Genomic DNA, 23591 nt, shown 5'->3' with positions numbered 1-23591 from the left:
CGTGGAATAAAAACAATGAACCAGCCTCAGTCCGCTGTGGGGCACTGCCTCGACGTGCAGTCCTTCATCAATGCCCAACCGATCTCGCGCTATCAGTGGCGGGTGGTGATCCTGTGTTTCCTGATCGTGTTCCTCGATGGCCTCGATACGGCAGCCATGGGCTTCATCGCCCCGGCCCTGTCCCAGGACTGGGGCATCGACCGCGCCAGCCTGGGTCCGGTGATGAGCGCCGCGCTGATCGGCATGGTGTTCGGTGCCTTGGGTTCGGGCCCTTTGGCCGACCGTTTCGGGCGCAAGGTCGTGCTGGTCGGGGCAGTGGCGCTGTTCGGCGCCTTCAGCCTGGCGTCGGCCTACAGCACCAACGTCGAGCAGTTGCTGGTGCTGCGCTTCCTCACCGGCCTAGGGTTGGGCGCGGGCATGCCGAACGCCACCACGCTGCTGTCCGAATACACCCCGGAGCGTAAGAAGTCGCTGCTGGTGACCAGCATGTTCTGCGGCTTCAACCTCGGCATGGCCGGCGGCGGATTCATTTCGGCCAAGCTGATTCCGGCGTTCGGCTGGCACAGCCTGCTGCTGATCGGCGGGATCCTGCCGCTGATCCTCGCGTTGGTGCTGATGGCCTGGCTGCCGGAGTCGGCGCGGTATCTGGTGGTGCGCAACCGCGGTACCGACAAGGTGCGCAAGGCCCTGGCGCCGATCGACCCCGCCCAGGTCGCCCAGGCGTCGGCCTTCAGCGTGCCGGAGCAGAAGACCGTCAAGGCGCGCAACGTGTTCGCGGTGATCTTCTCCGGCACCTACAGCACCGGCACGCTGCTGCTGTGGCTGACCTATTTCATGGGCCTGGTGATCGTGTACCTGCTGACCAGCTGGCTGCCGACCCTGATGCGCGACAGCGGCGCGAGCATGGAGCAGGCCGCGTTCATCGGCGCGCTGTTCCAGTTCGGCGGCGTGCTGAGCGCGGTGGCCGTCGGCTGGGCGATGGATCGGTTCAATCCGCACAAGGTCATCGGCACGTTCTACCTGCTGGCCGGGGTGTTCGCCTACGCGGTGGGGCAGAGCCTGGGCCATATCACGCTGCTGGCGACCCTGGTGCTGGTGGCCGGCATGTGCGTGAACGGCGCGCAATCGGCGATGCCGTCGCTGGCGGCGCGGTTCTACCCGACCCAGGGGCGGGCGACCGGGGTGTCGTGGATGCTGGGGATCGGCCGGTTCGGCGCGATTCTCGGGGCGTGGATGGGTGCCACCCTGTTGGGGCTGGGCTGGAACTTCGAGCAAGTGCTGACGGCGCTGGTGATTCCGGCGGCGCTGGCCACCACGGCGGTGCTGATCAAGGGCGTGGTCAGCCACGCGGATGCGACTTGAATCAGCACTGAATGATCCGGCTTTCGCGAGCAGGCTCGCTCCTACAGGAAAACGCATTTCTCTGTAGGAGCGAGCCTGCTCGCGATGCTTTTGGCAGTGATCGTTAGTGAGATAACAATCTGTTCGATAAACGAACACTCACTCGATTATCGGATTGTTTGGCGTTTTTCACGGGCTTAATCTTCAGTGACTCCGGCGCCGAACCTCGCGCCTTTTTATCACTGGCGATTCACTACAGAACGGGAGCCAGCTCCATGGCCGAGATCCTTTCGCTGCACGACGCGGTGAAGCAATTCGTCAACGATGGCGACACCGTCGCGCTCGAAGGCTTCACCCACCTGATTCCTACGGCGGCGGGTCATGAAATCATCCGGCAGGGCAAGAAAGACCTGACCCTGGTGCGGATGACGCCTGACCTGATCTACGACCAACTGATCGGTGCCGGTTGCGCCCGCAAGCTGATCTTTTCCTGGGGCGGCAACCCTGGCGTGGGGTCGCTGCACCGTCTGCGCGACGCGGTCGAGAAGCAATGGCCGCACGCGATCGAGATCGAAGAGCACAGCCACGCCGACCTGGCCAACGCCTACGTGGCTGGCGCGTCCGGCCTGCCATTCGCGGTGCTGCGCGCCTACGCCGGTTCCGACCTGCCGAAGGTCAACCCGCTGATCAAGAGCGTGACCTGCCCGTTCACCGGTGAGGTGCTGGCGGCGGTGCCGTCGGTGCGCCCGGACGTGACCGTGATCCACGCGCAGAAGGCCGACAGAAAGGGCAACGTGCTGCTGTGGGGGATCCTCGGGGTGCAGAAGGAAGCGGCGCTGGCGGCCAAACGCTGCATCGTCACCGTCGAGGAAATCGTCGATGACCTCAACGCACCGATGAACGCCTGCGTCCTGCCGACCTGGGCCCTGAGCGCGGTCTGCCATGTGCCGGGCGGCGCGCACCCGTCCTACGCCCACGGCTACACCGAGCGCGACAACCGTTTCTACCAGGCGTGGGATCCCATTGCCCGCGACCGTAGGACGTTTACCGCGTGGATCGACGAATACATCCATGGCTGCGCTGACTTCGGCGCGTTCCAGGCCAAGTTGGCCGCGGCTTCGGAGGCCCAGCAATGACTTACACCACTAACGAAATGATGACCGTGGCTGCGGCCCGTCGCCTGAAGAACGGCTCGGTGTGCTTCGTCGGCATCGGCCTGCCGTCGAAAGCCGCCAACCTGGCGCGCCTGACCTCGTCGCCGGACGTGGTGTTGATCTACGAATCCGGCCCGATCGGCGCCAAGCCGAGCGTGCTGCCGCTGTCCATCGGCGACGGCGAGCTGGCGGAAACCGCCGACACGGTGGTGCCCACCGGCGAGATATTCCGCTACTGGCTGCAGGGCGGGCGCATTGATGTGGGCTTCCTCGGTGCGGCCCAGGTCGACCGCTTCGGCAACATCAACACCACGGTGGTGGGCGATTACCACCAGCCGAAAGTGCGCTTGCCGGGGGCCGGCGGTGCGCCGGAAATCGCCGGCTCCGCCAAGAGCGTGCTGATCATCCTTAAACAGTCGGCGCGTTCGTTCGTAGACAAGCTCGACTTCATCACCTCGGTCGGCCACGGCGAAGGCGGCGATTCGCGCCAGCGTCTGGGGCTGCCGGGCGCCGGGCCGGTGGGCATCATCACCGACCTGTGCATCATGGAACCGGAGGCCGGCACCCACGAGTTCGTGGTGACGGCGTTGCATCCGGGCGTGACCCGCGAGCAGGTGAGCGCCGCCACCGGCTGGCCGATCCGTTTCGCCGAGCAGGTGGCCACCACCGCCGAGCCGACCGCCGTCGAGCTGACCGCCCTGCGCGACCTGGAAGCCCGCACCGCCGCGGCCCACGGCCAAGCCCCGGGAGAAGCCTGATGCGCGACGTGTATATCTGCGATGCGATCCGCACCCCCATCGGCCGGTTCGGCGGCGGCCTGTCCGCCGTGCGCGCCGACGACCTGGCCGCCGTGCCGATCAAGGCCCTGATGGAACGCAACCCGTCGGTGGACTGGACGGCCCTGGACGAGGTGTTCCTCGGCTGCGCCAACCAGGCCGGCGAAGACAACCGCAACGTGGCGCGCATGGCGCTGCTGCTGGCGGGCCTGCCGGACAGCGTGCCGGGGGTGACCCTCAACCGTCTCTGCGCCTCGGGCATGGACGCCATCGGCACCGCGTTCCGCGCCATCGCCAGCGGCGAGATGGAACTGGCCATCGCCGGCGGCGTCGAGTCGATGTCCCGTGCGCCGTTCGTGATGGGCAAGGCCGACGCGGCGTTCTCGCGCAACCTGAAACTGGAGGACACCACCATCGGCTGGCGTTTCATCAACCCGCTGATGAAGGCCCAGTACGGCGTGGACGCGATGCCGCAGACCGCCGACAACGTGGCCGACGACTATAAGGTGTCCCGCGCCGACCAGGACGCCTTCGCCCTGCGCAGCCAGCAGCGCACCGCTGCGGCCCAGGCCGCCGGTTACTTCGCCGAAGAGATCGTCGAAGTGCGGATCGCCCACAAGAAGGGCGAAACCGTGGTCAGCGAGGACGAGCATCCCCGCGCCGATACCACCCTTGAGGCCCTGGCCAAACTGAAACCGGTCAACGGCCCGGACAAGACCGTCACCGCCGGCAACGCCTCGGGCGTCAACGACGGTGCGGCGGCCCTGATCCTGGCCTCGGCCGAGGCGGTGAAGAAACACGGCCTGACCGCCCGCGCCAAGGTGCTGGGCATGGCCAGCGCCGGGGTGGCGCCGCGGGTGATGGGCATCGGCCCGGTGCCGGCGGTGCGCAAGCTCACCGAACGCCTGGGGCTGGCGGTCAGCGATTTCGATGTGATCGAACTCAACGAAGCGTTCGCCAGCCAGGGCCTGGCGGTGCTGCGCGAACTGGGGCTGGCGGACGATGCGCCGCAGGTCAACCCGAACGGCGGCGCGATCGCCCTCGGCCATCCGCTGGGCATGAGCGGCGCCCGGCTGGTGCTGACGGCGCTGCATCAGCTGGAGAAGGGCGGCGGCCGCAAAGGTCTGGCGACCATGTGCGTCGGCGTCGGCCAGGGTCTGGCCCTGGCCATCGAACGCGTCTGACCCTGCGCCCTGACGAACAAGAACCGAGGAAAGCGAAATGACTGACAAGCCTGGCTACCGCCGCCCGCAGGAAGGCACCCAGCCGCCGTACCTGCACCCGACCTATCAATCCACCAACCTGCGTGCGCCGTCCAAACCGTTGGTGTTCCTGCCGCATTCGCTGTCGGAGATCACCGGCCCGACCATCGGTGCCGAGCGGGTCGGCGACAACGATCACGACCTGACCGCGCAGCACGCCGGCGAGCCATTGGGCGAGCGGATCATCATTCACGGCCGTGTGCTGGACGAAGACGGCCAGCCGGTGCCGGGCATCCTGGTGGAAATCTGGCAGGCCAACGCCGCCGGCCGCTACAACCATGCCCGCGACCTGCACGACGCGCCGCTGGACCCGAACTTCACCGGCACCGGCCGCACCGTGACCGACGCCGACGGCCGCTACGAATTCCAGACCATCAAGCCCGGCGCCTACCCGTGGGGCAACCACCACAACGCCTGGCGCCCGGCGCACGTGCATTTCTCGCTGTTCGGGCCGAGCATCCTCACGCGCCTGGTCACCCAGATGTATTTCCCCGGCGACCCGCTGCTGGCCTACGACCCGATCTACAACTGCGTGCCGGACACGAGCGCCAAGGAACGCCTGATCGCCGCTTTCGATCTGGAAAAAACCATTCCGTCCTACGCCCTCGCTTACCGCTGGGACATCGTGCTGCGCGGCCGCGAAGCCACGCCGATGGAGAAATGAGATGACCCTGACCGCGACCACGTCCCACACCGTCGGGCCGTACTACCACATCGGCCTGACCTGGCTGAACCGTGAGCAACTCGCCGACGAACTCGCCCTGGGCGAGCGCGTGGCGATCACCGGGCAAGTCGTCGACGGCAACGGCGACACCGTCAATGACGCCATGCTCGAAGTCTGGCAGGCCAACGCCGCCGGCAAGTACGCCCACCCGGAGGACGAGCAGGACAAACCGCTGGATCCGCACTTCGAAGGTTTCGGCCGGGTGCCGGTGGACGCCGAGGGGCGCTTTCGCTTCACCACCATCAAGCCGGGCACCGTGCCGGGCCTCAAGGGCACGACCCAGGCGCCGCATCTGGTGGTGCTGGTGTTCGCCCGTGGCCTGGTCAAGCATCTGCTGACCCGGATCTACTTCGAGGGCGATCCGGCGAACGTGAACGATCCGCTGCTCGAATGCGTGCCGGCCGAACGCCGCGCGACGCTGTTGGCCAGGCCGGACGCGAGCGGCGTTCACCAGTGGAACGTGGTCCTGCAGGGCACCGAGGCCGAGACGGTGTTCTTCGACTACTGAATCCGCCGCAGCTTCTGTAGGAGCCAGCCTGTTGGCGATGGCGGTGTGTCATTCAACGGTTTGGGGCCTGATTCACCGCAATCGCCAGCAGGCTGGCTCCCACATGGGTAAGGCATGACTGATCCGTCACCGAGATTTCCCATCAGGAAACCCGGTGACGGATGTAGGTGTGGAACGGGGCTGTTACGAAGTGTGTCTAGACTTTCACCTGTCCCCTCAGAGTAAACAACAATGACAACATTGACCTCCCCTTACACGGGCGAAGAGCGCAGCAAGCGTATCTTCGCCATTGTCGGCGCATCGTCCGGCAACCTCGTCGAATGGTTCGACTTCTATGTCTACGCGTTCTGCGCGATCTATTTCGCCCCGGCGTTCTTCCCCTCCGACAACCCGACGGTGCAACTGGTCAACACGGCCGGCGTGTTCGCCGCCGGCTTCCTGATGCGGCCCATCGGCGGCTGGATCTTCGGCCGCGTGGCGGACAAGCACGGGCGCAAGAACTCGATGATGATCTCGGTGCTGATGATGTGCTTCGGCTCGCTGCTCATCGCCTGCCTGCCCACCTACAACAGCATCGGCGTCTGGGCGCCGGTGCTGCTGCTGTTCGCCCGCCTGCTGCAAGGCCTGTCGGTGGGCGGCGAGTACGGCACCACCGCCACCTACATGAGCGAAGTGGCGCTCAAGGGCCAGCGCGGGTTCTTCGCCTCGTTCCAGTACGTGACCCTGATCGGCGGGCAACTGCTGGCGGTGCTGCTGGTGGTGATCCTGCAGCAGTTCCTCAGCGAAGATGAATTGCGCGCCTACGGCTGGCGGATCCCGTTCGTGGTCGGCGCGGCGGCGGCGCTGATCTCGCTGTTCCTGCGCCGTTCTCTGAAGGAGACCACCAGCAAGGAGGGCCGCGAAAACAAAGACGCCGGCAGCATTCGCGCGTTGTTTCGCGACCACAAGGCCGCGTTCATCACCGTGCTCGGCTACACCGCCGGCGGCTCGCTGATCTTCTACACCTTCACCACGTACATGCAGAAGTACCTGGTGAACACCGCCGGCATGCACGCCAAGACCGCCAGTTACATCATGACCGGCGCGCTCTTCCTATATATGTGCATGCAGCCGCTGTTCGGCATGCTGGCGGACAGGATCGGCCGACGCAATTCGATGCTCTGGTTCGGCGCCCTCGGCACGCTGTTCACGGTGCCGATCCTGTTGAGCCTCAAAAGCGTCAGCAGCCCGTTCCTGGCCTTCGTGCTGATCACCGTGGCGCTGGCCATCGTCAGTTTCTACACCTCGATCAGCGGCCTGGTGAAGGCCGAAATGTTCCCGCCGGAGGTCCGCGCCCTCGGCGTCGGCCTGGCGTATGCGGTGGCCAATGCGATCTTCGGCGGTTCGGCCGAATACGTGGCCCTGAGCCTGAAGTCGGCGGGCTTGGAAAACTCGTTCTACTGGTACGTCACGGTGATGATGGCGGTGGCGTTCCTGTTCAGCCTGCGCCTGCCGAAACAGGCGGCATACCTGCACCACGATCTCTGAAACCCTGTGCGCGGGCCCCTGTGGCCCGCGCCGGCAAGGACTGTTTATGACGCAACGACCGGGCAATCAATTGTTCGATGCCTACTTCACCGCCCGCGACATGCGCGAGGTGTTCTGCGACCGGGGCCGGGTGCAGGCGATGCTCGACGTCGAAGCCGCGTTGGGCAGGGCCCAGGCCCGGGTGGGGGTGATTCCGGCCAGCGCGGTGCCGGCCATCGAAGCCGCGTGCCGTGCGGACCTGTACGACTTTGCGGCGTTGGGCGAGGCGATCGCCAGCGCCGGCAACTCGGCGATTCCGCTGGTCAAGGCGCTGGGCAAGCGGATCGCCGCGACGGACGCCGAGGCCGAGCGCCACGTGCACTTGGGTGCCACCAGCCAGGACGTGATGGACTCGGGGCTGGTGCTGCAACTGCGCCAGGCCCTGGCGTTGATCGAAGGCGACCTGGCGCAACTGGCCGATGCGTTGGCCACGCAAGCGCAGCGCCACGCCGCGACGCCGCTGGCCGGGCGCACCTGGCTGCAGCACGCCACGCCGGTCACGCTGGGCATGAAGATCGCTGGATGCCTCGGCGCCGTGACCCGCAGCCGTCAGCGCCTGCGTGAGCTGAAGCCGCGCCTGTTGGCGCTGCAGTTCGGCGGCGCCTCCGGCACCCTCGCGGCGCTGGGCGAGCAGGCGCTGCCGGTCGCCCGGGCGCTGGCCGAAGAACTGCAACTGGCGTTGCCCGAACAGCCCTGGCACACCCAGCGCGACCGCATCGTCGAGTTCGGCGCCGTGCTCGGGCTGATCGCCGGCAGCCTCGGCAAGCTCGGCCGCGACATCAGCCTGCTGATGCAGACCGAGGCCGCCGAAGTGTTCGAGCCGTCGGCGCCGGGCAAGGGCGGTTCCTCGACCATGCCGCATAAGCGCAACCCGGTGGGGGCGGCGGTGCTGATCGGCGCCGCGACGCGGGTGCCGGGGCTGGTCTCGACGCTGTTCAGCGCCATGCCCCAGGAGCACGAGCGCAGCCTGGGGCTGTGGCACGCCGAATGGGAAACCCTGCCGGAAATCTGCTGCCTGGTGTCCGGCGCGCTGCAACAGGCGCGGCTGCTGACGGACGGCATGGAGGTCGATGCCGAACGCATGGGCCGCAATCTTGAGTTGACCCAAGGACTGGTGCTCGCCGAAGCGGTGAGCATCGTCCTGTCGCAGCGGGTCGGGCGCGACGCCGCCCATCATCTGCTGGAACAGTGCTGCAAACGGGCGGTGGCCGAGCGGCGCCACCTGCGCGCCGTGCTCGGCGACGAGCCGCAAATCACCGCCCGGTTGAGCGGCGCTGAACTGGATCACCTGTTGGACCCCGCCCATTACCTCGGCCAGGCGCGTGCCTGGGTCGAGCGGGCGGTGGCCGAACATCACGCGTTGTCTGTCTGAAGGAGAGGGCTGTGGCTTTCGTACCACTCGCCGATGGCGAACTGCATTACCAGATTGAAGGCCCGGTCGATGCGCCGGTGCTGGTGCTGTCCAACTCGCTGGGCACCGACCTGCACATGTGGGACGTGCAGATGCCGGCGTTCACCGGGCATTTTCGCGTGCTGCGCTTCGACACCCGCGGCCACGGCCGCTCGCTGGTGACCCCGGGCCCGTACAGCATCGAACAGTTGGGCCGCGACGTGCTGGCGCTGCTCGATGCGTTGAACATCGAGCGCGCACATTTCTGCGGGCTGTCGATGGGCGGGCTGATCGGCCAGTGGCTGGGGATCAACGCCGGCCAGCGGCTGAACAAGCTGATCGTCTGCAACACGGCGGCGAAGATCGGCGATCCGTCGGTGTGGGATCCGCGCATCGACACCGTGCTGCGCGACGGCCCGGCGGCGATGGTCGCCCTGCGCGATGCGTCCATCGCCCGTTGGTTCACCCCGGACTTTTCGGCGGCCAACCCGGCGGCCGCGAAGCAGATCACCGACATGCTCGCGGCCACATCGCCCCAGGGCTACGCGGCCAACTGCGCGGCGGTGCGCGATGCCGATTTCCGTGACCGGCTGGGCGAGATCAAGGTGCCGCTGCTGGTGATCGCCGGCAGCGACGACGCGGTGACGCCGCCGTCCGGCGGGCTTTACATCCAGGCGCGTGTGCAGGGCGCCGAGTACGCCGAGTTCCATGCCGCGCATCTTTCCAACGTCCAGGCCGGCCACGCGTTCAGCGACCGGGTGCTGGCATTCCTGAAGGCCGATTGAGGAAGACACCGTGGACGAGAAGCAACGTTACGACGACGGCATGCAGGTGCGCCGCGCGGTGCTGGGCGATGCCCACGTCGACCGCAGCCTGAACGCCCTGACCGAGTTCAACGCCGAGTTCCAGGAGATGATCACCCGTCATGCCTGGGGCGACATCTGGACCCGCCCGGGCCTGCCGCGCCACACCCGCAGCCTGATCACCATCGCCATGCTGATCGGCATGAACCGCGAAGGCGAACTCAAGCTGCACCTGCGCGCCGCCGCCAACAACGGCGTGAGCCGGGGCGAGATCAAGGAAGTGATCATGCAGAGCGCGATCTACTGCGGGATCCCGGCGGCCAACGCGACGTTCCACCTGGCCGAGTCGGTGTGGGATGAACTGGGGGTCGAATCCCGCGGTTGAGCGGCGTCTGGACTGACGCCATCGCCAGCAGGCTGGCTCCCACGGGGATCTCGGGTGGATGCGGGGATTGTGGACACAGCCTTCGGCAGAGTGAGCTCAAACCCTGGCGACCATGAACACCCGCTTGAACGGAAACAGCGTCAGCCCGTCGTCCTCCGGGGGGTAGTGCGCATGCAGCCTGAGCAGGTAGTGGTAGATGAACCGCGCCTGCTCCCCGGCGTCCAGCCCTTGCAGCACCGGCCGCAGCGCCGAGACCTTGACCCAGTCGTAGACCGGCGACTGGCCTTGCACCGCCTGCAGTTGCTCGGTTTCCCAGATGTCCAGCGAGCGGGTCAGCGGCGCCAGCAGGCGGTAGTAGCCCTCCAGCGACAGCAGCGGCCGCGCCGCCATGCGCTGGCGCAACTGCGCCGAGCCCAAGGGTTTGCCGCCGGGGCCGGCATCGTCGAGGGTGTCGAGCATCAGCCGGTACCACAGCGCGTCGCGCCAGTTCGGCAAGTGTGCCGCCAGGCAGCCGCCGGGGTTGAGATGGCCCAGCAGATGCGGCAGCAACTGTTCGTGGTCGTCGAGAAAGTGCAGCACCGCCGCCGCGAACAACAGATCCGCCGGCCGGTCGGGTCGCCAGTGCAGCAGGTCGCACTGCTGCCAGTGCGCCGTGATCGGCAGGCGCCGCGCCTCCTCAAGCATCTGCGCGGAGCTGTCGATGCCGCACAGGTACGCACGGGGCCAGCGCCTGGCGAGCAATCGGGTGGCGATGCCGGTGCCGCAGCCCAGGTCGTAGAGGCACTGGGGCTTTTTCAGCGTGATGCGGCTGAGCAGTTCGTTGACCGGTCTTTGCCGGTGCAGCGCAAACCGCTGGTAAGCCTTGGCGTCCCAGTCGGGTGTCGCGTCGAGTCGGGCGACCATGAGGGTGTCCTCCGGTGATCGGTGGTGTCTTCCGATGACAGCCTGGCTCGAACTTCAACAGATAACGGAAGCGGAAAAGGGGAGTCACCTGAGTCTGTCAGGTGCACTCACTTTACTGGATTGCGCACGCCGCACAGGGCTTTCTGACGGAAGGGAAAGCGGGGCAGGCCCGCTCCCGCAACGGATCACAGCAGGCTGATCGGGTAACTGACGATCAGGCGGTTCTCGTCGAACGCGTTGTTGCTGTAGTCCCGGCGCATGGTCGAGTTGCGCCAGCGCACGCTCAGGTCCTTGAGCGTGCCGCTCTGCACGGTGTAGCCCAGCTCCGACTCGCGGCCCCATTCCTTGCCGTCGGAGGTGGTGGCGGTGTGCACGTTGTCGCCTTTGATGTAGCGGTTCATCAGGGTCAGGCCGGGGACGCCGAGGGCAGCGAAGTTGTAGTCGTGGCGCACCTGCCAGGAACGTTCCTGGGCGTTGTCGTAGCTTGAGTTGTAGCTGTCGTTGGCCAGGGTGCCGCCGCTGGTGCCGTTGACCCGCATCCAGGCGCTGTCGCCGGTGAGCTTCTGCAGGCCGACGTAGAAGGTGCTGGCGCCGTACCTCGCCGAGAACAGGCCCGACCAGGTCTTGTTGTCGAGGTCGCCGGCCCGGGCGCTGCCGTCGTCCTTGCCGTAGAAGAAGCCGAGGTTGGCCCCCAGCGTCCAGTCGCCCAACGGCTGGCTGTGGGTCAGGTTGACGTACTGCTGGCGGTAGATGTCCTTGAGCTGGGCGTTCCACACGCCGATCTGGGTGCGCTTGCCGTTGAACGCGTATTCGCCGCCCTGGAAGTTGAAGCGGTCGGAGGTGAACGCCGGTTTGCCGGTCATCGACAGGTCGCCCATGCTGCTGTCGTCGCGAGGGCTGTTGGCGCGGAACTGACCGCCGTAGAGGGTCAGGCCGTCGATTTCCTTGGAGGTGAGCTGCCCGCCACGGAAGGTCTGCGGCAGCGAGCGACCGTCGTCCGAGCGCAGGATCGGCAGCACCGGCATCCACTCGCCGACCTTGATCTCGGTCTGCGACAACCGGGCCTTGAACGCGACGTTGGTGCGGCCGAAGGTGTCCGCCGGGCGGCCGTCATGGTCCAGCGGCAGCAGTTGCGTGCCGCCGGTGCCCTTGCCGCCGTCGAGCTTCACCGAGTACAGCCCCAGCACGTCGAGGCCGAAGCCGACGGTGCCCTGGGTGAAGCCGGACTTGGCGTCGAGGATGAAGTTCTGCGTCCATTCCTCGGCCTTGCCCTGGGCCTTGGTCGGGTCGGTGAAGTTGCGGTTGATGTAGAAGTTGCGCAGGTTCAGGCCGGCCTTGGCGCCTTCGATGAAACCCGGCTCTTCGGCGGCGGCGGGCAGGGCCGTGCCGGCCAGGGTCAAGGCGATCAGGCCGGGAAGGGCGAAAGGGGCAGGGGAACGGGTCATGGGCTCGGGTCTCTCTGATTGTTTTGTTGGGGATGAGGCAGGGCGCCGCCGCAACCTTGGGTTGCAGACAAAAAAAGCGGTCGTCATGGCGGAGGGGCGGATCAGCCCGAGCGGGGAGGGCGCGTGGTCATGGGGATGAACCTGTTTTTATTGGTTTTGTCGGTGCGGGCAATGGTGAAGGGGATCGGCGCGGGGATTCAATCGGGGTGAACCGGGTTGTGGGCGATTATCGAACGCAAATCGGCGGCGGTTGCCTCTGCCCCACGGGCGCCATTCCCAATCAAATCCCGTGCTTATGTTGCTTGTTCGCTGATTGTTTTTTTGCCGCTGAATTAATGGCGGAGTTTGAACTGTTTATTTCTTTGGTAGTAGGAAAGTTCTTACAGTAAATATGGCAATTAAAGGTGCCTGGATAATCGCCGGATAAACTTAATATTTGGTGTTGTCGCTTATCGTGAAAAGATTTAATGATATCCGTGCTTGTAACTGGCAAAGGAAAGCGGCGTTGCTATATTCAGGATTCCCGGAGGGGACAGGGAGTTTAATGTTTCGCCCGGGATGTTTCTTTATTGATGACAAGGAGAGAAAGCATGTCTGCAAAAGTGAATCAGGAACGTCTCGCGACAGTGGTGGGTCGTGCCCTTATTGATAAGGAGTTTGCGGAACAGTTGCATAAGGACGCCGAAGGCGCCGCCAAGAGGATCGGCGTGCACTTGAGTGCCACCGAACTCACGGCGGTGAAAAACATCGACTCCGCCAAACTGGTCAGCGCAGGGGCGGGCATTCGCGACAAGCTGGGCACTGCCGCGATCTTTGACCAGCAACAGCAGGTCCAGGCGCGGATGGACTGACGCCCGGGGGCCGTTTGGCGCGCTCCGGAGCGGCGATCCGGTTCCGAAGCACGCCAAACGGCCTGATCGAAAGCGCTTGGACAAGGAGTGAGCCGCTCATGCCTGTCACCTTGGTTCCCATGGACGATGCGGATTTTACGGTGTTCACCGAACGGGCGGTGGAGGAGTACGCCCAGGGCATGGCCGCTTCGGGAGAGTGGAGCGAGCAAGAGGCGCCGCAGCGCTCCAGCGCGGCGTTCACGCAGCTGCTTGAACACGGGCGGCAGACCGCCGGCCACCGGCTCTGGGTGATCAAGGACGGGGAACGGCGCATCGGCGAACTGTGGATCGCCCAGCGGCATGTCGGTACCCGGTCGATCGCCTTCATCCTGGATGTCTACATCGAGCCCGGCGAGCGCCGCCAAGGCTATGCCCGGCAATCGATGCTGGCCGCCGAGGACTGGGCGCGCCAGCACGGGTGCGAAGAAATGCGCCTGCACGTGTTCGGCCGCAACGCGCCGGCCCGTCGCCTTTATGAACAATTGGGGTATGACATCGCCAGCCTGAGCATGGCGAAGCCATTGCCGCCTGCCTGAAAAGGATGGTTGAACATGGATATTGCACACCACGGCCAACTTGATGCGGCTGTCGATGAACTGTTCAAGGGCACTACCTTTCTTCCGGATACCGATATGTCCCGGTTTGAAACATTGCTCGAACATGTCAGCCGGAACCGCTTCACGACGTTCACTGTTTTATATGCTGAGCTATACAAGTTGTTTGCCGAGGTGGCGCGCTTATCGGACTTCTTTGATCAGGCGGTCGAACTTATCGTCCTGCCGAAACGTGAACAGTATCCGATCGTCAATGATCCGGTGTTTCAGATCTGGGTCGGCCAGGCTTTCCGTGACACCAACCATATCCTGACCGGGAAGGTCGAAGGCACGGCGGAACTTGAAAAGACTGTGTCCGGGTTCGCCGACATGTTGAGCCGGGTCAAGGCCCGGCAGGCCTCTGGCGTTTTTCCGGAGGATCCGCCGGTGTACCGGTTCGATGCCGACCCGTTGATCATGCAGGCCACGCCGCCCAGCTACGAGTTCCCGGAAGACGATGCGGCCCGCAAGCGTCTGGAGCGCGGCGTGTTTTCCAGCCGGTTCTTTGCCGACGTGGTGAAGATCGCCCTGCTGCGGATCGAACACACCTGGCCGGACTGCCGGGAACAGATCAGGCACCTGATCAAATCCATCTGCTTCCTGCCCGACGGCACTTTCCGCAGTTGCTCGGCCTCGCGCTACACCGGGGTGGTCCTGCTGGCGAGCCGGGACGAGTCGATCCTCGACCTGGAAGAATCGCTGGTGCACGAGGCCACCCATCAGTTGCTCTACCACGTCGTCGAAGTGGCCCCGGTGGTCGAGCCGCAGACTTCGCAGGAGGCCACGTTCAGCCTGCCGTGGTCGGGGCAGAAGCGTGACCTGTATGGCTACTTCCATGCGTTCTACGTGTACATCGCGCTGGTCAAGTACATGGAGCGGGTGCGTTCGCGCTCCGCCGAGGAACTCAAGCGCGCACAGAACCGCATGCTGTTCATCGTGCGCGGGCTGATCCGGGCCTTGCCGGACCTGGAAGGCAGCCCCGACTTCACCCGCCACGGGCGCCAGTTGCTGGACAACCTGGCGGCGGAGGTGCGGGCCATGGAAAGCCGCCACGCCGGCCTGCTCGCCATCACCGCCCCGTTGTCCGCCGCACTGCCGGTGCTGGGCGCCACCGCTTGACGCCAGGGAGGCGACCATGACGCTATTCGATGCTTCGCGGTTTCCCGAGGCTGGGGTGGGGCTGGAGTACCACTTGCCCAAGCGGCCGGATCCGGATCACGGCCTCGACCCGGTGCTTGAGCGGATCCTCGCCGAAGGGCTGCCGCATTTCGATTACCTGGAGTTCCAGCCGACCCACAGCATCCTGCAGCCGCGCCTGCTCGACGTCGGGGCGCAGACGCCGAGCCTGCTGCATTCCTCCAGCCTGTCGTTGGGCAGTGTGGGGATCGCGATGGACCGTGAGTTCCTGCGCATGACCCGGCGCCTGTGCGACGCGACCCGCTCGCCGTGGCTGGCCGAGCACATCTCCTGGTCGCGCTTCCATGGCGGCGACACCCAGCATTTCATCCTGCCGACCCTGGCCAAGGAGGTGGCCGACACCGTGGTGGCCAACGCCCTTGAGCTGCAGGCGCTGACCGCCACGCCGCTGGTGCTGGAGAACGCGCCGCGCCTGTTCGCGCTGGCCGACGCGGCGGAGCAGTCTGAGGGCGAGTTCATTTCGGGCGTGGTGGCGCGCAGCGGTGCGGGGTTCCTGCTGGATCTGGACAGCGCCCTGGCCACCGCCCGGGCCCAGGGCTACGACTTCAAGGATTACCTGCGTTCGCTGCCGCTGGACCGGTTGATCGAGATCCACACCGGCCATCCGCGGCGGGACTGGGATCTGCTCAAGGAGCTGTTTGCGCGGTCTCCGGTCAGGGCGGTGACCCTGGAGTGGGACATCGACGACAAGGCCGGCGACGCGCAACTGGAAACACTGGTGCGCGACCTCAAGCGACTCAAGCCCAAGACGCTGTTCTGGCAGGGGCGGGAGCGGCCGATCGAACCGCCGGCGCCGGCGCCGGCCCCGGAGCCCGGGGATCTGCTCAAGCTGCGCGACAGCGTATGGTTCAGCGTCGGCGCGTCGACGTTCGTCGTGCATGACCGGCGCACCGGCCTGAGCCTGGAGTTCTGCCTGACCCTGCTGCCGCTGCTGAACCATTTCATGACCCCGCGGACGCTGGAGAGCGCCCTGATGCTGCCGGGCGTGCTGCGCAGCCCGGCGCAGGACAACAGCCTGGCGTTCCTCGGCACCCTGGTCGGGCAGGGCATCGTGCAGCCGGTGGGGCGCCTGTCGGACTCGGGGCGCAGGCAGGCGCACCGGCTGTGGTCGCGCTGGGAAGCGGCGTTGGAGTTCTACCTGAGCACCCGCACGGGGTTGCAGACGCCCTACGTCAGCGTCGTCGAGCTGGAGGCCGAGCTGGAGCAGAAAGCCTCGCAGCAACGCCAGCCCTCGTCCTTCAAGGACTATCACTCGCACCCGTTCATCGCCCTGGAGAACCCGCTGCTGGCGCCCGGCGAGGCCATCGCCGGCGCCACGCTGCTGGATTCGCTGTGCGCCCGGCGCACGGCCCGGGCCTTCGGCGGCGCACCGCTGACGCCGACGCAATTGTCCCTGTTGCTCTATTACACCTGGGGCATGACGGCGATGGAGCCCAACGGCATGGGCGATTTCTTCCTGAAGAAGACCTCGCCTTCCGGCGGTTCGCTGCAAGTCACCGAGGTGTACGCGGTGCTGATGAACGTGCAGGGGTTCGAACGGGGGCTTTATCACTATTCGGTGCGCCGCCACGGGCTGGAGCTGATTTCGCGGGAGGATCCGCGGGCCTGGATCAGCGAAGCCTGCGGCGGGCAGCCCTGGGTGAAGGACGCGGCGGCGGTGTTCGTGTCCACCGCAAGGGTCGAGCGGCTGGCCTGGAAGTACGAGTTCAGCCGGGCGCTCAGGGTGGCGATGATGGACGCCGGGCACCTGAGCCAGACCTTCTCCCTGGTGGCCACGGCCCTGAACCTGGGCTGCTTCACCACCGCCGCGCTGCGCGACGAGATGTTCGAGAACCGCCTGGGGCTCGACTATCTGGAAGAGCCGGTGTTCCTGCTCAACGGCGTGGGTGGCTGAACAAGGCCCGGACAGCAAAAAGCCCACCGTTCGGTGGGCTTTTCGTTCATCGCGGCGCGGTCAGAACAGCTTCATCTTCGGCGCTTCTTCCTTGAGCGGCTCGTTCTGCGCGGTCTGCGCATTCCAGCCGCCGCCCAGGGCCTTGTACAGGTTGACCGCACTGGTCAACTGCGCGAGGCGGTCGGTGATCAGCGCCTGTTGCGCGCTGAACAGCTGACGCTGGGCGTCGAGGAAGGTCAGGTTGCTGTCGACGCCGATGCGGTAGCGACGCTCGGCCAGGCGGTAGTAGTCCTGGTTGGCGGCGACGAAGTCACGCTGGGCCTGCAGCTGCTCGGTGTAGGTCTGGCGGGCGGCCAGGCCGTCGGCGACTTCCTGGAAGGCCGTCTGGATGGACTTCTCGTAGTTCGCCACGCCGATGTCCTTCTGGATCTTGGCGGCGTCGAGGCTGGCGCGCAGGCTGCCGGCGTTGAAGATCGGCAGGTTGATCTGCGGCTGGAACAGCCAGGTGCCCGAGCCGCCCTTGAACAGGCCGGACAGGTCCGGGCTCAGCGTGCCCGCGTTGGCGGTCAGGCTGATGCTCGGGAAGAACGCCGCTCGGGCCGCGCCGATGTTGGCGTTGGCCGCCTTCAGGTTGTACTCGGCCTGAAGGATGTCCGGACGGCGTTGCAGCAGGTCCGACGGCAGGCCGGCCGGCACGTCGCTGAGCAGGTCATCGGACAGCGGCCGGGCCGCTTGCAGGTTGGCCGGGATGCCGGTGCCGAGCAGCAGGGTCAGGCTGTTTTCGTCCTGGGCCACCTGGCGGGTGTAGCGGGCCAGTTGCGCACGGGCGTTTTCCACCGAGGTACGCGACTGGGCCAGGTCCAGCGCCGAGGCCACGCCGACCTCGTTGCTGCGGCTGGTCAGCTTGTAGCTTTCCTCGAAGGCGGCGAGCGTCTCCTGGGTCAGCTTGAGCAGTTCCTTGTCGGCCTGCCAGGTCAGGTAAGCGTTGGCCACGCTGGCCACCAGGCTGATCTGGGTGCTGCGGCGCGCCTCTTCGGTGGCGAAGTACTGCTGCAGCGCCTGTTCGCTCAGGCTGCGCACCCGGCCGAACAGGTCGAGTTCGTAGGCGCTGATGCCGACGGTGGCCGAGTAGGAACTGTTGATGGACGCTTCGCCGGTCTGCGAGGCCCGGGCCGGGACGCGCTGGCGGCTGCCGCTGGCGTTGGCCGAGACCGCCGGGAACAGGTCGGCGCGCTGGATGCGGTACTGGGCCGCATAGGCGTCGATGTTCAGCGCCGCGACGCGCAGGTCGCGGTTGTTCTCCAGCGAGACCTGGATCAGTTGCTGCAGGGCCGGGTCATGGAAAAACTGCTTCCAGCCCTGCTCGGCGGCGGCCTGCGCCGGCGCCTGGGCCGGCGAATATGCCGGGCCCTGCGGGTACTGGCCGGCAATCGGCGCTTCGGGTTGCTGATAGTCCGGTATCAGCGAGCAACCGCTCAGCACGAAGGCGGCGACTGCGATGGAGAGTAGCGACTTGCTCATTGGCCAGCCTCTTTAGGGGTTTCTGTGGCGTCGTCCTTGCCGGCGTTTTTGCGCTGGCCCATGGACGACACGGTGACGAAGAACAGCGGTACCCAGAAGATCGCCAGGATCGTTGCGGTGAGCATACCGCCGATCACGCCGGTACCGATCGCATGTTGACTGCCGGAGCCGGCGCCGGTGGAGATCGCCAGCGGCACCACGCCGAGCACGAAGGCCAGCGACGTCATGATGATCGGCCGCAGACGCATGCGGCAGGCCTCGATGGCCGCGTCGCGCAGACTGCGCCCTTGCTCGTGCAGCTCCTTGGCGAACTCGACGATCAGAATGGCGTTTTTAGCCGCAAGACCGATGGTCGTCAACAGACCCACCTGGAAGTACACGTCGTTGGACAGGCCGCGCAGGCTGGTGGCCATCAGCGCACCGATGATCCCCAGCGGCACCACGAGCATCACCGCGATCGGGATCGACCAGCTCTCGTAGAGCGCCGCCAGGCACAGGAACACCATCAGCAGCGACAGGGCGTACAGCGCCGGCGCCTGGGAACCCGACAGGCGTTCCTCGTACGACAGGCCGGTCCAGGAAATGCCCACGCCGGCCGGCAGTTTCTTGGCGATGGCTTCGACTTCGGCCATGGCTTCACCGGTGGAGTAGCCCGGCGCCGGGGCACCGAGGACTTCGATCGCTTCCACGCCGTTGTAGCGCGCCAGCTTCGGCGAGCCGTAGATCCACTGGCCCTTGGCGAACGCGGAGAACGGAACCATGGTGCCGGCGGCGTTGCGCACGTACCACTTCTTCAGGTCTTCGGGGTTCATGCGCGAGTCGGGACGACCCTGCACGTACACCTTCTTCACCCGGCCGCGGTCGATGAAGTCGTTGACGTAGCTGGAGCCCAACGCGATCGACAGGGTGTTGTTGATGTCGGCGATGGTGATGCCCAGCGCGCTGGCCTTCTCGTCGTCGATCTCCAGCTGGAACTGCGGCTCGTCGTTCAGGCCGTTCGGACGCACCTGGGTCAGCACCTTGCTCTGCGCCGCCATGCCGAGGAACTGGTTGCGCGCTTCCATCAGTTTTTCGTGGCCGATGCCGGCGCGGTCCTGCAGGAACACGTCGAAACCGGTGGCGTTGCCCAACTCCAGCACCGCCGGCGGGGCGAAGGCGAACACCATCGCATCGCGGAAGGTGAAGAAGTGCTGCTGGGCGCGGGCGGCGAGCTTGAACACGCTGTTGTCGGCGTTACGCTCGTGCCACGGCTTGAGCATGATGAACGCCATGCCCGAGCTCTGGCCACGGCCGGCGAAGTTGAAGCCGGTCACGGTGAACACCGACGCCACGGCGTCGCCTTCGCCGCCGTCCTTGCTCGGACGCAGCAGGAACTCACGCATTTCGTCCACCACCACTTGGGTGCGCTGGGCGGTCGAGCCGGCCGGGGTCTGCACCTGGGCGAACAGGACGCCCTGGTCTTCTTCCGGCAGGAACGCGGTCGGGATGCGCGAGAACAGCCAGATCATGCCGACCACGATCAGCAGGTACGCCAGCAGGTACGGCGCCTTGCGTTGCAGGATGTTGCCGACGCCGCGCTCGTAGCTGCGCACGCCGCGGTCGAAGTTGCGGTTGAACCAGCCGAAGAAGCCTTTTTTCGGCGCACCGTGCTCGCCGTGCGGAATCGCCTTGAGCATGGTGGCGCAGAGCGCCGGGGTGAAGATCAGGGCGACCATTACCGACAGGGCCATGGCCGACACGATGGTGATCGAGAACTGCTTGTAGATCACACCGGTGGAGCCGCTGAAGAACGCCATCGGCAGCAGTACCGCCGACAGCACCAGGGCGATGCCGACCAGGGCGCCCTGGATCTGGCCCATGGACTTCTTGGTCGCTTCCTTCGGTGACAGGCCTTCTTCGCTCATCACCCGCTCGACGTTCTCCACCACGACGATGGCGTCGTCCACCAGCAAGCCGATGGCCAGCACCATGCCGAACATGGTCAGGGTGTTGATGCTGAAGCCGGCGGCGGCGAGGATGCCGAACGTGCCGAGCAGCACCACCGGCACGGTCATCGTGGTGATGACGGTGGCGCGGAAGTTCTGCAGGAACAGGAACATCACCAGGAACACCAGCACGATCGCCTCGACGAGGGTTTCAACCACACCCTTGATCGATTCGGTCACCACCGGGGTGGTGTCGTACGGGAACACCACTTCCATGCCTTGCGGGAAGAACGGCTTGAGGTCGTCGATCGTCTTGCGCAGCGCCTTGGCGGTGTCCAGGGCGTTGGCGCCGTTGGCCAGCTTGACCGCAAGGCCGGAGGCCGGGCTGCCGTTGAACTGGGCGCTGATCGAGTAGTTCTCGCCGCCCAGGCCGACGTCGGCGACGTCCTTGAGGCGAACCTGGGAGCCGTCCTTGTTGACCTTGAGCAGGATTTCCTTGAACTGCTCGGCGGTCTGCAGACGGGTCTTGCCGATGATCGTGGCGTTCAGTTGCTGACCTTGCACGGCCGGCAGGCCGCCCAACTGACCGGACGACACCTGGACGTTCTGCGCCGCGATGGCGGTCTTCACGTCGACCGGGGTCAGGTTGAAGTTGTTCAGCTTGGCCGGGTCGAGCCAGATGCGCATCGCGTACTGGGCGCCGAAGACCTGGAAGTCACCTACGCCGGCGGTCCGCGAGATCGGATCCTGCATGTTCGACACGATGTAGTTGGACAGGTCGTCCTTGGTCATGCTGCCGTCGCGCGACACCACACCGATCACCAGCAGGAAGTTCTTCACGGCCTTGGTGACGCGGATGCCCTGTTGCTGCACTTCCTGCGGCAACAGCGGGGTGGCCAGGTTCAGCTTGTTCTGGACCTGCACCTGCGCGGTGTCGGAGTTGGTGCCTTGCTCGAAGGTCGCGGTGATGGTCATGCTGCCGTCGGAGTTACTTTCCGACGACACGTAACGCAGGTTGTCGATGCCGTTGAGCTGCTGCTCGATCACCTGCACCACGGTGTCCTGCACGGTCTGCGCGGACGCGCCCGGGTAGGTCACCTGGATCGCGATGGCGGGCGGCGCGATGCTCGGGTACTGGTTGATCGGCAGCTTGAGGATCGAAAGGGCGCCGACCAGCATGATCACCAGGGCGATCACCCAGGCGAAGATCGGGCGGTCGATAAAGAATCTTGACATGGATTACTCCCCTTTGCCGCCGGCGGCCTTGTCGGCTGCCTGAGCGGGGGCCGGGTTCTTCGCGCCGACGTTGGTCGCTTCGGTCGGGTTGACCACCGCGCCCGGACGCACGAACTGCAGGCCTTCGGTGATCAGGCGGTCGCCGGCCTTCAGGCCGTCTTCGACCAGCCACTGGCTGCCGACGGTGCGGCTGGCCTTGAGCTGGCGCAGCTCGACCTTGTTGTCGGCGCCGACGACCAGTGCGGTCGGGGTGCCCTTGAGGTCGCGGGTCACGCCTTGCTGCGGCGCGAGGATCGCGGCGCTGTTCACGCCGGCCTGCAACTGGGCGTGGACGAACATGCCTGGCAGCAGGGTGTGTTCCGGGTTCGGGAACACGGCGCGCAGGGTCACCGAACCGGTGGTCTGGTCCACCGACACTTCGGAGAATTCCAGCTTACCGTCGAGCTTGTACTGGCTGCCGTCTTCCAGGGTCAGCTTGACCGCGGCGGCGTTGTCGCCGGCCTTCTGCAGGCGACCGCTTTCCAGTTCGCGGCGCAGTTCCAGCAGTTCGACGGAAGACTGCGTCACATCGACGTAGATCGGATCCAACTGCTGGATCGTCGCCATCGCGTCGGCCTGGGCGTTGCTCACCAGCGCACCTTCGGTCACCGAAGAGCGACCGATGCGGCCGGAGATCGGCGCGTAGACCTTGGTGTAGCGCACGTTGATCTGCGCGCTCTGCAGGGCGGCTTCCGATTGCAGGCGGTTGGCCACGGCGGTGTCGTATTCCTGGCGGCTGACGGCTTGCTCGTCGACCAGTTGCTTGTAGCGGTCGGAGATCGACTTGGTCGAACGCAGGTTGGCTTCGGCGCTTTTCAGGGTCGCCTCATAGACCGACGGATCGATCTGGTACAGCTGCTGGCCGGCCTTGACGTCGCCGCCTTCCTTGAACAGACGCTTGAGGATGATGCCGTTGACCTGCGGGCGGACCTCGGCGATGCGGAACGCACTGGTGCGCCCCGGCAGTTCCGAGGTCAGGGTGAAGGTCTGGGGTTGCAGGGTGACGACGCCGACCTGAGGAGGTGGGGCGGCGGGCGCCGCCTCTTCCTTTTTGCATCCGCTGAGCAGCGATGCCAGGGCGACGGCAGTGACCAGAGCGGTAACAGCTGGCTTGAATTGCATGAAGATCCTCGGGTCAGGCGCGCAAAAAGCGCACAAGAAAGGTGGAAGGGTAAAAAAGGGATGCCGGGTGGATAAGTAGCTTGCTAAGGAATATACTTACGTTCATGGTTGTTTGTAAACACCTTGACTGCGTACCCACCCTGTTACAAAAGTCGTCGCAAGGTTCGAAATTGTAGGCCGGGGCAGTCGATCCACGAGAGATCACCCCCTTTTTATTCAGCGGATATTCAGCCATCCCTGAAACATCCTGTTTGAGGTTTTACTGCCATGGTCCGTCGCACCAAAGAGGAAGCTCAAGAGACCCGGAGCCGGATACTCGAAGCGGCCGAGCACGCGTTCTACGAGCGTGGCGTGGCCCGCACGACGCTGGCCGACATCGCGACGCTGGCCGGTGTCACCCGCGGCGCCATCTACTGGCATTTCAGCAATAAGGCCGATCTGCTCCAGGCCATGCTCGACACGTTGCGCGAGCCGCTGGACGAACTGGCCCGGGCCAGCGAAAGCGAAGACGAAGTCGACCCGCTGGGCTGCATGCGCCAACTGCTGGTTCATTTGCTCCATCAGATCGCGCTGGATCCGAAGACCCGGCGCATCAACGAAATTCTTTTTCATAAGTGCGAGTTCACCGATGAAATGTGCGACCTGCGCCAGCAGCGTCGGGCGGCCAGCCTCGAATGCAACGTGGGCATCGGGCTGACCCTGAGCAATGCGGTCAAGCGCGGGCAGTTGCCGGCCGACCTCGACACCGTCCGGGCCGCCATCGCGATCCATGCCTACATCGACGGTCTGCTGTATCAGTGGCTGCTGGCGCCGGACAGCTTCGAGCTGCAGGCCGAAGCCGAACGCTGGGTCGATGCAGGGTTGGACATGCTGCGCTTGAGCCCCGCCCTGCGCAAATGAAACAAAATGCGTATTTG

At 65.6% G+C, this 23591-nt stretch carries 20 protein-coding genes; 15 read left to right on the top strand and 5 right to left on the bottom strand.

Annotation, left to right across the window (positions count from 1 at the left end; all coding sequences use genetic code 11):
- The first annotated feature begins 15 nt into the window (after positions 1 to 15).
- The 10 genes from CAG29_RS10000 (at position 16) to pcaC (ending at position 9909) form a co-directional block, all read left to right on the top strand.
- Positions 16 to 1362, top strand: a complete 1347-nt coding sequence (locus tag CAG29_RS10000; RefSeq protein WP_085581681.1) for an MFS transporter — start codon at positions 16 to 18, stop codon at positions 1360 to 1362.
- A gap of 254 nt (positions 1363 to 1616) precedes the next feature.
- The gene (locus tag CAG29_RS09995) at positions 1617 to 2477 is read left to right on the top strand and encodes a CoA transferase subunit A (protein ID WP_085694348.1); all 861 of its coding nucleotides are present in this window, start codon (positions 1617 to 1619) and stop codon (positions 2475 to 2477) included.
- A complete protein-coding gene (locus tag CAG29_RS09990) occupies positions 2474 to 3253 on the top strand; it encodes a CoA-transferase subunit beta (protein WP_085581685.1) in 780 nt (259 codons plus the stop codon). Before CAG29_RS09995 ends, CAG29_RS09990 begins: the two co-directional genes overlap by 4 nt.
- Positions 3250 to 4455 carry a 3-oxoadipyl-CoA thiolase gene (gene pcaF, locus CAG29_RS09985; RefSeq protein WP_170930273.1) on the top strand — a complete coding sequence of 402 codons (1206 nt, stop codon included), beginning with the start codon at positions 3250 to 3252 and terminating at the stop codon, positions 4453 to 4455. Before CAG29_RS09990 ends, pcaF begins: the two co-directional genes overlap by 4 nt.
- A 37-nt stretch (positions 4456 to 4492) precedes the next feature.
- The gene (gene pcaH / locus CAG29_RS09980; protein ID WP_085637301.1) at positions 4493 to 5197 is read left to right on the top strand and encodes a protocatechuate 3,4-dioxygenase subunit beta; all 705 of its coding nucleotides are present in this window, start codon (positions 4493 to 4495) and stop codon (positions 5195 to 5197) included.
- A 1-nt stretch (position 5198) separates the two neighbouring features.
- Positions 5199 to 5765, top strand: a complete 567-nt coding sequence (gene pcaG / locus CAG29_RS09975; RefSeq protein ID WP_085581692.1) for a protocatechuate 3,4-dioxygenase subunit alpha — start codon at positions 5199 to 5201, stop codon at positions 5763 to 5765.
- A gap of 231 nt (positions 5766 to 5996) precedes the next feature.
- Positions 5997 to 7292 (top strand): MFS family transporter, encoded by a 1296-nt coding sequence (locus CAG29_RS09970; RefSeq protein WP_085581694.1) that lies wholly within the window; start codon positions 5997 to 5999, stop codon positions 7290 to 7292.
- A gap of 46 nt (positions 7293 to 7338) precedes the next feature.
- Entirely contained in the window at positions 7339 to 8703 is a 1365-nt protein-coding gene (locus tag CAG29_RS09965) for a 3-carboxy-cis,cis-muconate cycloisomerase (protein WP_085694346.1), read from the top strand.
- An 11-nt stretch (positions 8704 to 8714) separates the two neighbouring features.
- Positions 8715 to 9506: a 3-oxoadipate enol-lactonase gene (gene pcaD, locus CAG29_RS09960; RefSeq protein ID WP_085581698.1), complete on the top strand. Its 792-nt coding sequence runs from the start codon at positions 8715 to 8717 to the stop codon at positions 9504 to 9506.
- 10 nt (positions 9507 to 9516) lie between these two features.
- Positions 9517 to 9909 carry a 4-carboxymuconolactone decarboxylase gene (gene pcaC, locus CAG29_RS09955; protein WP_085581700.1) on the top strand — a complete coding sequence of 131 codons (393 nt, stop codon included), beginning with the start codon at positions 9517 to 9519 and terminating at the stop codon, positions 9907 to 9909.
- A 96-nt stretch (positions 9910 to 10005) separates the two neighbouring features.
- Here the strand turns inward: pcaC and CAG29_RS09950 are convergent, their stop codons facing one another.
- Both CAG29_RS09950 and CAG29_RS09945 read right to left on the bottom strand, forming a co-directional pair.
- Positions 10006 to 10812: a methyltransferase domain-containing protein gene (locus tag CAG29_RS09950; RefSeq protein ID WP_085581703.1), complete on the bottom strand. Its 807-nt coding sequence runs from the start codon at positions 10810 to 10812 to the stop codon at positions 10006 to 10008.
- 185 nt (positions 10813 to 10997) lie between these two features.
- Complete coding sequence (locus tag CAG29_RS09945; RefSeq protein WP_085581705.1) at positions 10998 to 12257, bottom strand: OprD family porin; 1260 nt, start codon at positions 12255 to 12257, stop codon at positions 10998 to 11000.
- Between the two features lie 590 nt (positions 12258 to 12847).
- Here CAG29_RS09945 and CAG29_RS09940 point away from each other — a divergent pair.
- The 4 genes from CAG29_RS09940 to CAG29_RS09925 all read left to right on the top strand — a co-directional run bounded on the left by CAG29_RS09940 (position 12848) and on the right by CAG29_RS09925 (position 16831).
- Positions 12848 to 13108, top strand: a complete 261-nt coding sequence (locus tag CAG29_RS09940; protein ID WP_085581707.1) for an Os1348 family RiPP precursor — start codon at positions 12848 to 12850, stop codon at positions 13106 to 13108.
- A gap of 98 nt (positions 13109 to 13206) precedes the next feature.
- A complete protein-coding gene (locus CAG29_RS09935) occupies positions 13207 to 13683 on the top strand; it encodes a GNAT family N-acetyltransferase (protein WP_085581709.1) in 477 nt (158 codons plus the stop codon).
- 192 nt (positions 13684 to 13875) lie between these two features.
- The gene (locus CAG29_RS09930) at positions 13876 to 14859 is read left to right on the top strand and encodes an HEXXH motif-containing putative peptide modification protein (RefSeq protein ID WP_256576787.1); all 984 of its coding nucleotides are present in this window, start codon (positions 13876 to 13878) and stop codon (positions 14857 to 14859) included.
- Between the two features lie 16 nt (positions 14860 to 14875).
- A complete protein-coding gene (locus CAG29_RS09925) occupies positions 14876 to 16831 on the top strand; it encodes a DUF692 family multinuclear iron-containing protein (RefSeq protein WP_085694342.1) in 1956 nt (651 codons plus the stop codon).
- A gap of 60 nt (positions 16832 to 16891) precedes the next feature.
- On the opposite strand, the gene emhC is transcribed toward CAG29_RS09925, so the two are convergent.
- The 3 genes from emhC to emhA are packed head-to-tail and all read right to left on the bottom strand — an operon-like array spanning position 16892 to position 22674.
- Positions 16892 to 18352, bottom strand: a complete 1461-nt coding sequence (gene emhC, locus CAG29_RS09920; RefSeq protein WP_085581715.1) for an efflux RND transporter outer membrane subunit EmhC — start codon at positions 18350 to 18352, stop codon at positions 16892 to 16894.
- Complete coding sequence (gene emhB, locus CAG29_RS09915; RefSeq protein WP_085581717.1) at positions 18349 to 21513, bottom strand: efflux RND transporter permease subunit EmhB; 3165 nt, start codon at positions 21511 to 21513, stop codon at positions 18349 to 18351. Before emhB ends, emhC begins: the two co-directional genes overlap by 4 nt.
- Before the next feature lie 3 nt (positions 21514 to 21516).
- Positions 21517 to 22674 carry an efflux RND transporter periplasmic adaptor subunit EmhA gene (gene emhA / locus CAG29_RS09910; protein ID WP_085581719.1) on the bottom strand — a complete coding sequence of 386 codons (1158 nt, stop codon included), beginning with the start codon at positions 22672 to 22674 and terminating at the stop codon, positions 21517 to 21519.
- A gap of 267 nt (positions 22675 to 22941) precedes the next feature.
- Here emhA and CAG29_RS09905 point away from each other — a divergent pair, with 267 nt between their 5' ends.
- Positions 22942 to 23574 (top strand): TetR family transcriptional regulator, encoded by a 633-nt coding sequence (locus CAG29_RS09905; RefSeq protein ID WP_085581721.1) that lies wholly within the window; start codon positions 22942 to 22944, stop codon positions 23572 to 23574.
- Positions 23575 to 23591: the final 17 nt, after the last annotated feature.

The organism is Pseudomonas sp. B7(2017), from assembly GCF_002112745.1.
GTDB classification, from domain to species: domain Bacteria; phylum Pseudomonadota; class Gammaproteobacteria; order Pseudomonadales; family Pseudomonadaceae; genus Aquipseudomonas; species Aquipseudomonas ekonensis.
The sequence above is the reverse complement of the archived record's forward strand: the minus strand, read 5'-3'. Positions and strand labels throughout refer to the sequence as shown.